Origin of the sequence: Sulfitobacter sp. EhC04, from assembly GCF_001650875.1 — a bacterium.
Taxonomy (GTDB): Bacteria; Pseudomonadota; Alphaproteobacteria; order Rhodobacterales; family Rhodobacteraceae; genus Sulfitobacter.
Map to the genome: position 1 here is coordinate 62,932 of NZ_LXYI01000047.1, position 13,175 is coordinate 76,106.

11 protein-coding genes are annotated in these 13,175 nt (G+C 62.9%); 7 read left to right on the forward strand and 4 right to left on the reverse strand.

Annotated elements, in window-relative coordinates; all coding sequences use genetic code 11:
* Positions 1-63: 63 nt before the first annotated feature.
* Positions 64-3,546, reverse strand: coding sequence for a transcription-repair coupling factor (gene mfd / locus A8B82_RS19095; RefSeq protein WP_067296129.1), 3,483 nt, complete (start codon positions 3,544-3,546; stop codon positions 64-66).
* Between the two features lie 31 nt (positions 3,547-3,577).
* Positions 3,578-4,105, reverse strand: coding sequence for a component of SufBCD complex (locus A8B82_RS19100; RefSeq protein ID WP_067296088.1), 528 nt, complete (start codon positions 4,103-4,105; stop codon positions 3,578-3,580).
* Positions 4,106-4,224: 119 nt separating this feature from the next.
* Between A8B82_RS19100 and hemB the strand changes: the two genes are divergently transcribed.
* The 4 genes from hemB to A8B82_RS19120 all read left to right on the forward strand — a co-directional run bounded on the left by hemB (position 4,225) and on the right by A8B82_RS19120 (position 8,473).
* Entirely contained in the window at positions 4,225-5,226 is a 1,002-nt protein-coding gene (hemB, locus tag A8B82_RS19105; RefSeq protein WP_067296090.1) for a porphobilinogen synthase, read from the forward strand.
* Between the two features lie 407 nt (positions 5,227-5,633).
* Positions 5,634-7,466, forward strand: a complete 1,833-nt coding sequence (locus A8B82_RS19110; protein WP_067296092.1) for a PAS domain-containing sensor histidine kinase — start codon at positions 5,634-5,636, stop codon at positions 7,464-7,466.
* 103 nt (positions 7,467-7,569) lie between these two features.
* Positions 7,570-8,136 (forward strand): YSC84-related protein, encoded by a 567-nt coding sequence (locus tag A8B82_RS19115; protein WP_067296131.1) that lies wholly within the window; start codon positions 7,570-7,572, stop codon positions 8,134-8,136.
* Positions 8,137-8,221: 85 nt separating this feature from the next.
* Positions 8,222-8,473, forward strand: coding sequence for a hypothetical protein (locus A8B82_RS19120; protein ID WP_067296102.1), 252 nt, complete (start codon positions 8,222-8,224; stop codon positions 8,471-8,473).
* Positions 8,474-8,560: 87 nt separating this feature from the next.
* Here the strand turns inward: A8B82_RS19120 and A8B82_RS19125 are convergent, their stop codons facing one another.
* Complete coding sequence (locus A8B82_RS19125; RefSeq protein ID WP_067296133.1) at positions 8,561-9,433, reverse strand: NAD(P)-dependent oxidoreductase; 873 nt, start codon at positions 9,431-9,433, stop codon at positions 8,561-8,563.
* A 93-nt stretch (positions 9,434-9,526) separates the two neighbouring features.
* Between A8B82_RS19125 and A8B82_RS19130 the strand changes: the two genes are divergently transcribed.
* Both A8B82_RS19130 and A8B82_RS19135 read left to right on the forward strand, forming a co-directional pair.
* Complete coding sequence (locus A8B82_RS19130) at positions 9,527-11,995, forward strand: penicillin acylase family protein (protein WP_067296105.1); 2,469 nt, start codon at positions 9,527-9,529, stop codon at positions 11,993-11,995.
* A complete protein-coding gene (locus A8B82_RS19135; protein ID WP_067296108.1) occupies positions 11,992-12,555 on the forward strand; it encodes a pseudouridine synthase in 564 nt (187 codons plus the stop codon). The genes A8B82_RS19130 and A8B82_RS19135 overlap by 4 nt, the downstream gene beginning before the upstream one ends.
* Before the next feature lie 2 nt (positions 12,556-12,557).
* Here the strand turns inward: A8B82_RS19135 and A8B82_RS19140 are convergent, their stop codons facing one another.
* Positions 12,558-12,959, reverse strand: coding sequence for a DUF2177 family protein (locus tag A8B82_RS19140; RefSeq protein ID WP_067296111.1), 402 nt, complete (start codon positions 12,957-12,959; stop codon positions 12,558-12,560).
* A gap of 21 nt (positions 12,960-12,980) precedes the next feature.
* On the opposite strand from A8B82_RS19140, the gene A8B82_RS24615 reads away from it, so the two are divergent.
* Positions 12,981-13,175 (forward strand): hypothetical protein (locus A8B82_RS24615; RefSeq protein WP_235604737.1); only part of this gene is annotated, 195 nt, incomplete at its 3' end.

The window sequence follows — 13,175 nt, forward strand, 5'->3', positions numbered from 1 at the left end:
GTGGTCCAATGGGTCGGCGGCGTTCGCGCCTGTTTCAAATGCGCCGCACGACGACAGCGCCGGTCACGATACTTTCCTGACCTTCTTTTCCTTGGCAATCACATGCTCTGCCAGGTCACGCGCGATGGCAAAGGCGCCCTTGATCTTGTCGGCTTCTGATTTCCAGTCGCGGCGCACGACGATCTTGTTGTCCTTGACGCGTGCCAGCCCGCGCTGGTCCTGGATAAAGGCCACCAGCCCCTCGGGAGAGGCGAATTTGTCGTTGTGGAACTGAATGGTCGCCCCTTTCGGGCCGCCGTCCAACTTGGCGATCCCGGCGCGTTTGCACATCGCCTTGATCCGCACCACCAGCATCAGCGTGTTGACCTCGCGCGGCAGCTTGCCGAAGCGGTCGATCAACTCGGCGGCAAAACCTTCCAGCTCCACCTTCGTGCTCAGCGCGGACAGGCGACGGTAGAGGCCCAGCCGCACGTCGAGGTCCGGCACGAAATCCTCGGGGATCAGCACCGGCACGCCCAGATTGATCTGCGGCGCCCATTGCTCATCCGCCTCCGACAGGCCTTCCATCTCGCCCGCCTTGATCTTGGCAATCGCCTCTTCCAGCATGGATTGATACAGTTCAAACCCCACATCGCGCATCTGGCCTGACTGTTCCTCGCCCAGCAGGTTGCCCGCGCCGCGAATGTCCAGATCCTGGCTGGCGAGCGTGAACCCTGCCCCCAGCGTGTCGAGGCTGCCCAACACCCGCAGACGTTTTTCCGCCGTTGCCGTCAGCTTGGCGCGCGGCTTGGTGGTGAGATACGCATAGGCGCGGGTCTTTGACCGCCCGACCCGGCCCCGGATCTGATAGAGTTGCGCCAGACCAAACATGTCGGCGCGGTGCACGATCATTGTATTGGCGGTGGGAATATCCAGCCCCGATTCAACGATGGTGGTGGCCAGCAAAACATCGAACTTGCCGTCATAAAAGGCATTCATCCGGTCATCCAGCTCGCCCGCCGCCATCTGGCCATGGGCGACCACATAGGACAGTTCCGGCAGTTGTTCCTTGAGAAAGGCTTCGATCTCGGGCAGGTCCGACACCCTTGGCACCACATAGAACGACTGCCCGCCGCGATAATGCTCACGCAGCAGCGCCTCGCGCAGCGTGACTGTGTCGAATTCGCTGACATAGGTGCGGATCGCCAGCCGGTCCACGGGGGGCGTGCCGATGATCGACAGGTCGCGCACCCCCGTCAGTGACAGTTGCAGCGTGCGCGGGATCGGCGTGGCGGTCAGGGTCAGCACATGGATGTCGGTGCGCAGCGCCTTCAGCCGTTCCTTGTGGGTCACGCCGAAATGCTGCTCCTCGTCGATGATCAGCAAGCCGAGGTTGTTGAACTTGATCCCCTTGGCCAGCAGCGCATGGGTGCCGATCACGATGTCGCAGGTGCCCTTGGCCATGCCGTCACGGGTCAGCGCCGCCTCCTTGGCCGATACGAACCGGCTGAGCGTGCGGACCTCGATCGGGAACCCCCGGAAACGCTCCGCGAATGACTTGTAATGCTGGCGCGCCAGCAGCGTGGTGGGGGCGATGACCGCCACCTGCACCCCCGACATTGCCGCAACAAAGGCCGCGCGCATCGCCACCTCGGTCTTGCCAAAGCCGACATCGCCGCAGACCAGCCGGTCCATCGGGTTGCCGCTGGTCAAGTCGTCCACAACATCCGTAATCGCGCGCAGCTGATCGTCGGTCTCCGTATAGGGGAAACGCGCCGCGAAGGCATCCCAGGCCCCCACGGGGGGTTCCAGCACCGGGGCCTTGCGCAGCGCACGTTCCGCTGCAATGCGGATCAGCTTGTCCGCCATCTCGCGGATGCGTTCCTTGAGCCTGGCCTTCTTGGACTGCCAGGCCCCGCCGCCCAGCTTGTCCAGCAGCCCTTCCTCATGGCCGTATTTCGACAGCAGTTCGATGTTCTCGACCGGCAGATACAGCTTTGACCCTTCGGCATATTCCAGCAGCAGGCATTCATGCGCGGCCCCGGCGGCGGTGATCACCTCCATGCCCTGATAGCGCCCGATGCCGTGGTCGACATGGACGATCAGGTCACCGGGCGTCAGGCTTTGCGCCTCGGTCAGGAAATTCTCGGCACGGCGCTTGCGGCGCGGCGCGCGGATCAGCCGGTCGCCCAGCACGTCTTGCTCGGAAATCACCGTGATCCGGCCGCTCTGTCCTGCTGCCTCCCACGGGGCCTCGAACCCCGCCTCCAGCGCCCAGACCGCCAGATGCAATCCGCGTTTGCCGATGCGGGTGGCGTTCTTCACCGGGATCGCCTCTGCCAGCCCCTCGTCCTCGATCAGGCCGGTCAGGCGTTCGCGCGCGCCTACGGAATAGCTGGCGATCAGCACCGGACCTTCATCCATCTTGCGGCGGATGTGGTCGGCCAGCGCGCCAAACAGGCTGACGGCTTCCTGCTGCCGCTCGGGCGCGAAACTGCGCCCGATGCGCGCGCCCGCATCCAGCACCCCCGGCCCGGTGGGCTGCGGCAAGGGCATGAACTGGATCATCCGGTGGTCTTGTGTCGCCAGCAACCAGGCCTCATCGTCCAGATACAGCCCCTCGGGCGGGGACGGTTTATAGACACTGTCCATCTTCGACCGGTTCGCCATTGCCAGCCTGCGGGTCTCGTATTGATCGGCAATGCTGTCCCAGCGCGCCAGCCGCGCGGGCGTGACCTGATCGTCCATCGTCACCGTGGCCTTCGGCAGATAGTCGAAAAGCGTCTCAAGCGTTGCGTGAAAGAACGGCAGCCAATGCTCCGCGCCCTGATGTTTGCGCCCCGCGCTGATCGCCTCGTATAGCGGATCATCGGTGCCCGCCGCGCCAAATTCGATGCGGTAGTTCTGCCGGAACCGGGTGATCGCGGCCTCGTCAAGGATGACCTCGCTGACCGGGGCCAGTTCCACCACCTCCAGCTTGTCGGTGGTGCGCTGGCTGGCGGCATCAAACCGCCGCGCGCCGTCCAGCACGTCGCCAAAAAGGTCCAGCCGCACCGGGCCCAGATCGCCCGGCGGATAGATGTCGATAATGCCGCCCCGGATGGCATAATCGCCCGGTTCGGTCACCGTGGGGCTTTGTACAAAGCCCATGCGCACCAGAAAGGCCCGCAGCGCGGCCTCGTCAATGCGGCTGCCGACGCGCGCGGAAAAAGCCGCCTCGCGCAGCACGCTGCGCGCAGGCACCCGTTGGGTCGCGGCGTTCAGCGTGGTCAGCAGGACGAACCTGTCGGGCATCCCGTGCACCAGCGCCGCCAGTGTCGCCATGCGCTGCGCACAGATGTCGGCATTGGGCGAGACCCGGTCATAGGGCAGGCAATCCCAGCCGGGAAAGGTGACAACCGGCATGTCCGGCGCGAAAAAGGCCAGCGCCGCCTGCATCGCCGCCATCCGCTTGTCATCGCGCGCCACATGCAAGACCGGCGCACCCTTGGCGACCTCGTCCAGCAGGGCGCGTGCATCATGGCCTTCGGGCACGCCCGACAGCGTGATTTTGCTCTGCTTACCCATGTCGTTCCAATTGGCCCCGCGCAGGGCGCTGTCAACCGCCCAGAGGGCCAAGCGCCACGTTTTGATACATGCCCCAGATCGCAGTGACGAAGATCGACACCATTCCGATGATCTGGGTATAAAGCCGGTGCCGCGCCAGCCGCTTGCGCAGCCGCTCTCCGGTTGCGCCTTCCGACTGGATCAGCCGCGCGGTGGACAGGCTGAGCACACCGATCAGCGACAGCGGAAACGCCAGCAGGAACACCGCCTGCGCAAATTCCATGCCATAGACAAAGCCCAGCAGCACCAGCATGGTCAGCCCGAAACAGGCAAACCCCAGTATCCACAGGCCCGACACCTGCGCGATGAACAACAGCCGGTTTACATTGATCCGCACCATGTCTTCCAGATCGACCTCGGCCTGATCGCCCTGACGGCGGGCGCGCAGCACCATGTCATAGGGCACGCCCAACACCCAATGGCTGGCCGTCGACCAGGTCACCGCAAGCACAATCCAGAACCACAGGTTCGAAAAGGACCGCATGTCGATGAGTTCGAATAGGGTCTGATACCAATCCAAGTCTTGTCCTCTGGATCACAAGTGCGCAGGTCATACCCAAGGCGTCGGGCAATTCCTACCCTTGAGGGCTCACTTTTTTCATGCCAAGCAAGTGGTCTGGCAAACTGAGGTATTTTTGCATGAATCCCATCGTCGCCCCCTTCCCCGCCGCGCGCCTGCGCCGGACCCGTGTCAGCCCGGCTGTGCGCGCGCTGGTCCGCGAAAACGCGCTTGAAGTGGGTGATCTGATCTGGCCGGTCTTCGTGCGCGCCGGCGAAGGGATAGAGGAGCCGGTGCCGTCCATGCCCGGTGTCATGCGCCGGTCGGTCGACAAGATCGTCGAGGCCGCGGCAGAGGCCGACGCACTGGGGATCGGGGCGATGTGCATCTTTCCCTATACCGGCATGGAAGAACGGACAGAGGATTGCACCGGCGCCTGGGACCCGCAGAACCACGCAAACCGCGCGATTGCCGCGATCAAGGCAAAATTCCCCGACATGGCGGTGATGACGGATGTGGCGCTGGACACCTACAACATCAACGGCCACGACGGTTTTGTCGAGGACGGCATCATCGTCAACGACCGCACGGTCGAGGCGCTGGTCAAGATGGCGCTGGCCCAGGCCGAAGCGGGTGCCGACATCATCGGCCCCTCCGACATGATGGACGGGCGCATCGGCGCAATCCGCGCCGGGCTGGAATCGGGCGGCCATGCGCAGGTGATGATCCTCAGCTATGCCGCAAAATACGCATCCGCCTATTACGGCCCGTTCCGTGACGCGGTGGGCGCTTCGGGTGCGCTGACCGGCGACAAGAAGACCTACCAGATGGACCCCAGCAACGCCGACGAGGCGCTGCGTTTGGTGGCCCGCGATCTGGCCGAGGGTGCGGATATGGTCATGGTCAAGCCCGGTCAGCCCTACCTGGACATCTGCCGCAGGGTGAAAGACAGCTTTGGCGCGCCGACATTCGCCTATCAGGTGTCGGGAGAATTCGCGATGATCAAGGCCGCCGCACAGAACGGCTGGATCGACGAAGAACGCGTGATGATGGAAAGCCTGATGGGGTTCAAACGGGCCGGTTGCGACGGGGTGCTGACCTATTTCGCCCCCGCCGCCGCGCGCCTGCTGAACGGCGGCTGAAACCGGCATCGGGTGGTTCTGCCCCCACGCCCGGACATAGGTTACGCCACGGCATAGCCCCTGCCGCAGATTACATGCGGCACCTTACATCTTGTCAGTAAGACACTGATTCCCGCAAAAGCTCCCGCACTGGTAGAATTTATTACACTCTGCAAACAAATCCAGGTCTCGGATCGGTACAAAGCACTAGAAAACAGCAATATACTGCAAGAATTGCTTAATAAAAATCGCCAGAACAACATTCCGACATAAATCGGCCTATACTTAGACACGATTTCGGGCATTACTCAACCTAAGGGTTAGTCGGCCTGTATCGTCAAATTCATTTGCACGGGCCGAATTTGTTCATTTCCTAGTATCGCGCGGAGGGTCGCGTTTTGAATTTCGCGAAGATAAGGCCTGACGTGATGGTTGAACAGGATTTGTTGGCACAGGCGATTGCCACTGTTGAAATCGCCGTGATCGTGTTGGGGCACGAGGGCGAGATTCTGCTTGGCAATCCGGCCGCATGTTCCCTAATGGGATATGAGCCCGATCAGTTGACAGGGACAGATATAACGTCCGTTCTGCCAAGCCTGGACAGCGCGTTTCTGGATGCCCATATCGTGCCCCCGGCCAACTCGGTCATCCTGCACGACGTTGCGGGCCTGCACCGCAACAATGTGCAGCGACACTTCAACGTTCATGTCACTGCCTGGAACAACCCGGATGCCCCGGCCCGCCATACCCTCATGCTGCGTGAAATGACCGAGGAACTGGCGCAAAAACGCGCCCGGAACGCCGAATTGGAGCGAGCGCAAAACGCGATCCGCGGGGCCAGAATCGGGGTGTTCGAATTCGACACGACCACAAAGGAGGCCCATGTCTCCGACATCTGGCGCGACCTGATGGAACTGCCACGCGACGAAATCGTGGATGTTCAGAAGGAATGGCGCACCCGTGTTCACCCCGATGATCTGGACGCCGCAGATGCGCCCATGCGCAGGCTGGCCCAGGGGCTCGAAAGCCGAACTGTCAGCGAATACCGGCTGTTCACCCGCGACCGCCGTGAACTGCGCTGGATCCGCACCAATCTTTCCGTGGCGCAGCGGGATGAAAAGGGAAATCCGACCCGGATCGTCGGTGCCCAGGTCGATGTGACCGACCGCAAGGCGACGGAACTGGCGCTGCGCAAAAGCATGGACCAGTTTCAATCCGCCTTTGACAATGCCCCGATCGGCAAGGCGATCATGACCCTTGACGGAAAATTGCTCGAGGTGAACCCCGCCTTCTGCGCCATTGTTGGTCAAGACAAATCGGTCCTCATGGGCAAGGGACTTGCAATGATCCTGCACCCCGATGAAATCGCCGAAACGATGATGGAAATGGAGCGGCTGAAGTCCGGCTACCTGTCCAATCATCAGGCGGAACAGCGGTTCCTGCACAGAAACGGCCAGGTGATCTGGGGTCTGCTGAGCATCGCTGCTGTGCGCGACGAAGATGGCCAGGTCGTGCAATTCATCGCCCAGGTGGTCAATGTTTCCGAACAGCACCGCCTGCAAGACCTGAAAAGCGAATTTGTGGCCACCGTCAGCCATGAACTGCGCACACCGCTGACTTCGATCCTGGGCGCGCTCAAGCTGCTTCAGGCACAGGCGGCAGATCAGGACCTGCCGGACCCCATGAAACGCCTCATCGAAATATCGCTTCAGAATGCGGATCGGCTGGGGACACTTGTTGGCGATATTCTCGACTTTGAAAGATTTTCCAAAGGCAATCTGGACATCGAAACCGGCGATCATGATCTGGCCGAGCTGATCGAAGCTGCCGTCGAAGAAAGCCGGCCGCTTGCCGAAAGCTACCGGGTCGCGGTCGCCACAGACTTGCGCGTGGGGTCGCTGCACTGCCCGGTCGAGCCGGCACGGATCTGTCAGATCATGTCGAACCTGCTGTCGAACGCCGCGAAATTCGCCGACAGCAACACCACTGTCGAAGTGATACTGGACCGCCGGGACGACATGGCGCGGGTGGTCGTGCGCAATCGTGGGCGCGGCATTCCCGAAGCCTTCCGCTCTACCATCTTCCTGCCCTTCGCGCAGGCCGCACCCACCCTGACACGCGACCATGGCGGCACCGGCCTGGGCCTGAGCATCTGCAAGCAGATCGTCGAACACCTGGGCGGCGAGATCGGCTTTATCAGCGTGCCGGGCGACTACACCGACTTCTGGTTCACGCTGCCACTCTGCGAATCCCAGCAATAATTCGCCCAAAAGCCCAAAGGGCATGACAACCTGCGGAATTATGCTTAAAGTTGCCAGCAAGTCGGACCAACCGGCATCAGGCAACTTTTACGGGCAGATAAACATGAAAAACACTCAGATTTCGCGGCGGGCGTTCACTTTTGGTGCGCTGGCTGCAACTCCTGTACTCGCGGCATGCGGCAACGGTGTGGGCGGACGGGGCAGCGGCACCATCGACGCGCGTGTGCGCGCGACACTCGAAGAAATGTACCGCAGCTATCCCAACACCCGCAGCCTTGCGGAAAAGGCCAATGGCATGCTGGTCATGCCGCTGGTGACAGAGGCGGGGCTGGGCTTTGGCGGCGCCTACGGGCGCGGCGCACTGCTGATCGACAATGTCACGGTGGATTACTATTCCGTCGTCAAGGGATCGGGCGGCTTGCAGATCGGCGCGCAGCAATATGCGCATGTGCTGTTCTTCATGACCCAGGCCGCATTGACCGACTTCCGCCGCTCCCCCGGCTGGGCTGCCGGTGCCGACGTGGAATATGTGATCTCTGACAAGGGTGACAGCGTGTCTGCGGATACCACAACGGTGCTGACGCCGGTTCTCGCGGCAGTCTTTGGCCGCGCCGGTCTGCGCATCGGTGCCACGCTGGAAGGCACCAAGTATACGCGTATCATTCCCTGATCCGGTTCAATTTCTGTTCATGTTGACACAGCGCCGGGGCGAGACCTAACCTTGGCGCATTCAACAACAGATTTGGAACCTCATAATGATCAAAACGACAGCAATTATCGCCACCGCCCTCACCCTTGGTCTGGGCGCCACACCGGCAATGGCCGGAGACGCCGCATGGACATATTCCGACGGCATGAAGCTCAAGATCAAGTGCCGTTCCGGCGGCTGCAAGGTCACCGCCAAGAAGCCAGGCGGCAGCTGGGTGGTGGTCGAGGAAGGCAAAGGCGGCAACGAGAACTTTCAGGTGCTCGAAGCCAAATACAAAAAGGTCAAACCGGCATTTTGATCGGCGCTCGACCTTAACTTTGACCTATAACCACCTGATAATATGACATTAATGCAGGATTAAACCCTGTCCCCGCGGGGACAGGGCTCAGCCAATTGCGCGCAGGCGCTTGATCAGGCTGGATGTATCCCAACGTGCACCGCCCAGTTTCTGCACGTCCTTGTAAAACTGATCGACCAGCGCGGTGACCGGCAGGCTGGCACCGATCTCGTCGCTGGTGTCCAGACAGATCCCCAGATCCTTGCGCATCCAGTCCACCGCGAACCCGTGGTCGAATTCATCGTCCAGCATGGTTTCATAGCGGTTGGCCATCTGCCAGGACCCGGCGGCGCCTTGGCTGATCACCTCGACCACCGCGCGGCCATCAAGGCCCGCTTTCTCGGCGAAATGCAGCGCCTCCGACAAGCCCTGCACCAGACCCGCAATCGCGATCTGGTTGCACATCTTGGTCATCTGGCCGGCCCCGCTCTCACCGATGCGGCGGCAGATCTTGGCACAGACCTCCATCACCGGCAGTGCCCGGTCAAAGGCGCCCTTGTCGCCGCCGCACATGATCGACAGCGCGCCATTCTCCGCGCCCGCCTGCCCGCCCGAAATCGGCGCATCCACGAAACTGATCTGTGCCGCATCGGCGGCCTTGTACAATTCCCGCGTGACCGCCGCCGACACCGTTGTGTGATCGACAAAGATCGCCCCCGCCGTCATCCCGCCAAAGGCACCGTCATCGCCCAGGCAGACCGATCGCAGATCGTCGTCATTGCCGACGCAGGCCATCACGACTTCGGCATCCTTGACCGCCGCGCGCGGCGTTTTCGCCATCGCGCCGCCATGGGTCTTGACCCAATCCTCGGCCTTGGCCGCAGTGCGGTTATAGACGGTCACGTCATGCCCGGCCTTTTGCAGATGCCCCGCCATCGGCGCGCCCATCACCCCCAACCCCAAAAACGCGAGTTTTGTCATCTGCTTTTCCTTGTCCATCAGTTGCGCTAGTCAGAGTTTTACCTATCACCCTGCGCGCATTGGTCAATCGCGCCAGTCCCCTCGGAGCGCTTCATGGTCACTGTCTTTCGCTGGCTTGTACGGATCACCGCTGCCCTGATCGTGCTGAGCGTGGTGGTGGTGTCGCTTGTCTACTGGCTCGCGTCGCGGTCCCTGCCCGATTACAACGACACGGTCGAGGTGGCCGGGCTGCGCGCCCCGGTCGAGATCGTGCGCGACAATGCCAATGTGCCGCATATCTTCGGCAGCGACGACCTGGATGTGTTCTTTGGCCTCGGCTTTGCCCATGCGCAGGACCGCATGTGGCAGATGATCACCCTGCGCCGCACCGCCCAGGGACGGCTGAGCGAGGTCTTTGGTGCGAGCACGCTGACCACCGACAGGCTTTTGCGGCGACTGGACATCTATCGGCTGTCGGTGCAATCGGTCGACGCGCTGGATGACGCCACCCGTGCCAAGCTGGAAGCCTATTCCGCCGGGGTGAATGCGCGGATCGCACAGATCAACTCGGAAGCGCTTGGGCGCGGCGCGCCCGAGATGCTGCTGTTCAACGCCCCCATGGCCCCCTGGCGGCCTGCCGATTCCATCGCCATTGCCAAGCTGATGGGCCTGCAACTGTCAGGGCACCTTCAGGCGGAGGTGACCCGCGCCCGTGTATCGCTGGCCCTCGCGGACCCGGACCGGCTTCGCGACATCCTGCCCGATGTGCCCGGCCCCGGCATTGCGGCCCTGCCTGAATATGCCGCCCTCGTGCCCGGCGCGCCCCGCTTTGCCAGGAACATCCCCCTCGATCCGCACCCGCTGTCGCCGTTCAAGGACAGCGCCTTTGCCGGGGCGTCAAATGCCTGGGCGGCGGCCCCCTCGCGCTCTGCCTCCGGGGGGACATTGCTGGCCAACGATCCGCATCTGGGCTTTACCGCCCCGGCGATCTGGTATCTGGCGCGGATGGAACTGGCCTCGGGCGGGGTCATCGGCGGCACCATACCGGGGATTCCGGTGGTGCTCACGGGCCGCTCCGCCACGCTGGGCTGGGGTCTGACCTCGGCCTATGTGGACGATCAGGACGTGCACATCGAGGCGCTGAACCCCGATGATGGCGAACAATACCGAACACCGGAAGGCTTCAAGGATTTTGTCACCCGGTCCTCCATCATCACGGTCAAGGACGGCGATCCCGTCACCGTGACACTGCGCTGGACCGACAATGGCCCGGTGCTGCCCGGCAGCCTCTACAATCTGGCCAGTATCACCCCGCCCGGCCATGTCGCCTCTGTCAGCTGGACAGTGCTCAGCGCCAAGGACACCTCGCTGGGCGCGGCGCTCGACCTGATGGAGGCGAAATCCATCGCTGACGCGATCCGCGCCTCGGAACGCTATATCGCGCCGGCGCAGAACCTGATGCTGGTGGACCGCCAGCAGATCGCGATGAAGACCATCGGCGCGCTGCCCCGCCGGGACCCGGCACATCAGTCAAAGGGGCGGCTGCCCTCGCCGGGGTGGATTGCCGCGAACCGCTGGCAGGGGGTGATGCCCTTTACCGCCAACCCCGCCTTTGTCGCGCCCGTGGGCGGCATTCTGGGCAATACCAACAACAAGACCGTGGACCGCCCGTTTCCAAACCATGTCTCCTACCTCTGGGGCGATACCCAGCGGGTGCAGCGCTGGCAGCGTCTGATGCAGGGCCGCCAGGTCCATACCCGCGACAGCTTTATCGAGGCGCAGCTTGATACCGTCAGCTTTACCGCGCGGTCGCTGCTGCCGCTGATCGGGGCGGAACTGTGGTTCACCGAGGAAGCCGCCCCCGACGGCACCGCCGAACGCCAGCGCCAGCGCGCGCTGAACCTGCTGGCCGAATGGTCCGGCGAGATGAACGAACATCTGCCCGAGCCGCTGATCTATGCCGCCTGGCTGCGCGCCTTGCAGGCGCGGCTGATCCAGGATGATCTGGGGCCGCTGGCCGCCGAATTCACCCATGTGGAGCCGCTGTTCATCGAACGCGCGTTCCGCGATGTCGAGGGCGCATCCGTCTGGTGCGACGTGCGCCAGTCCGCCCCGGTGGAAACCTGCCCCGACATGGCGCGGCTGGCGCTGGATGATGCGCTGCTCTGGATCAACGAAAACTGGGGATCGCAACTGGAATCCCTGCGCTGGGGCGATGCGCATCAGGCGACCCATGATCATCCGGTGCTGGGCCAGGTCCCGGTGCTGCGCTATTTCGTCAACATCCGGCAATCGACCTCCGGCGGCGACAACACCCTGCAGCGGGGCCTGACCAAGGGCAGCCTGCCCGATCCGTTCAACAACGTGCATGGCGCAGGCTACCGGGGGGTCTACGACTTTGCCGACCCCAATTCATCGGTCTTCATCACCTCGACCGGGCAGTCGGGGCATTTCCTGTCGCGCCACTACGACGATCTGGCGCAGTTGTGGCGGCGTGGTGAATACATCCCGATGTCGCTGGACGAGGACTTGGCCCGCGCCGCATCGGTGGGGATCACCATGCTGACGCCAGAAACCCCATGAACCGGGTCATCCTGTTCAACAAACCCTTCGGCGTGCTGTCGCAGTTCACCGACAAGGGCACCGAAGGGTCGGCCCGCCCGACCCTGTCAGGCTTCATCGCGGAACCGGGGTTCTACCCCGCCGGACGGCTCGACAAGGACAGCGAGGGGTTGCTGGTCCTGACCGACAACGGTGCCTTGCAGGCCCGCATCGCGCATCCAAAGTACAAGCGCCCCAAGACCTATCTGGTGCAGGTGGAGGGGCGGCCCGATGCGACGGCCCTGGATGCGCTGCGCCGGGGCGTGACGCTGAAAGACGGCAAGACGGCCCCCGCCGAGATCACCCGGGTGGAGGCGCCCGCGACCCTGTGGGACCGCGACCCGCCGGTCAGGTTCCGCAAGTCCGTGCCGGACGCCTGGCTGCGCATCACCATCCGCGAGGGCCGCAACCGCCAGGTGCGCCGGATGACGGCCCATGTGGGCCTGCCGACGCTGCGGCTGATCCGCTGGCGGATCGGGGATTGGGAACTGAACGACCTGGCCCCCGGCGCCTGGCGCTGGGCCTCGGAAACCGGGGCCTGAAATCAGCCGACCAACCGCGCCACCCAGACGCCACCCGTGGCCGCCACCGCCGTCAGACAGGTGCCCCAGGTGACATCGGTCAGTGTCATCTGCCAGGTCCAGTCCTTCATCACGGCAAGCGAGGTGAACTCATAGGTGCCATAGCCCATCGCACCGATCAGCGCCGCATTGCCCAGAACCCACAACAGGCTCTTGTCCTGCGTCAGGGCGGGCCAGGAGACGAACCACAGCAGGACGCCCACGTAGAAGGCATAGAATACCACCGCCGGACCGATGCGGAAATTCTCCAGCAGCAGCGGGCCGATGTCACGCTCGAAGACGGGTTTGATCAGGTTGGTCAGCCCCAGGTAGTCGAGCCCCATGAACAAGACAAAGGTGGCGATGTAGAGAATGACAAGGGTCATGGAAGATGCTCCGTTAGGGGGATGCCGAACCATATGGTCCGGGGGCCGGAAAATTCGAATTTTCCGGCCCAAATTCTTCAAAGAATTTTGGTTGTCCGGCACAGCGCGGGCCGCAGCAGGCGGAAAATTCAAATTTTCCGGTCCAAACTCTTCAAAGAGTTTGGCGCGTTAAAGCCCCTGAAACTGCGCTTCCTGCTTGGCGGACCAGCGCACGAC

Excerpts from the sequence above, each read along its gene's own strand:
- A8B82_RS19125 (WP_067296133.1), bottom strand. The coding sequence starts at position 9,433 with ATGACAAAACTCGCGTTTTTGGGGTTGGGGGTGATGGGCGCGCCGATG.
- A8B82_RS19115 (WP_067296131.1), top strand. The coding sequence starts at position 7,570 with ATGAAAAACACTCAGATTTCGCGGCGGGCGTTCACTTTTGGTGCGCTG.
- A8B82_RS19135 (WP_067296108.1), top strand. The coding sequence starts at position 11,992 with ATGAACCGGGTCATCCTGTTCAACAAACCCTTCGGCGTGCTGTCGCAG.
- mfd (WP_067296129.1), bottom strand. The coding sequence starts at position 3,546 with ATGGGTAAGCAGAGCAAAATCACGCTGTCGGGCGTGCCCGAAGGCCAT.
- A8B82_RS19110 (WP_067296092.1), top strand. The coding sequence starts at position 5,634 with ATGGTTGAACAGGATTTGTTGGCACAGGCGATTGCCACTGTTGAAATC.
- A8B82_RS19120 (WP_067296102.1), top strand. The coding sequence starts at position 8,222 with ATGATCAAAACGACAGCAATTATCGCCACCGCCCTCACCCTTGGTCTG.
- A8B82_RS19130 (WP_067296105.1), top strand. The coding sequence starts at position 9,527 with ATGGTCACTGTCTTTCGCTGGCTTGTACGGATCACCGCTGCCCTGATC.
- hemB (WP_067296090.1), top strand. The coding sequence starts at position 4,225 with ATGAATCCCATCGTCGCCCCCTTCCCCGCCGCGCGCCTGCGCCGGACC.
- A8B82_RS19140 (WP_067296111.1), bottom strand. The coding sequence starts at position 12,959 with ATGACCCTTGTCATTCTCTACATCGCCACCTTTGTCTTGTTCATGGGG.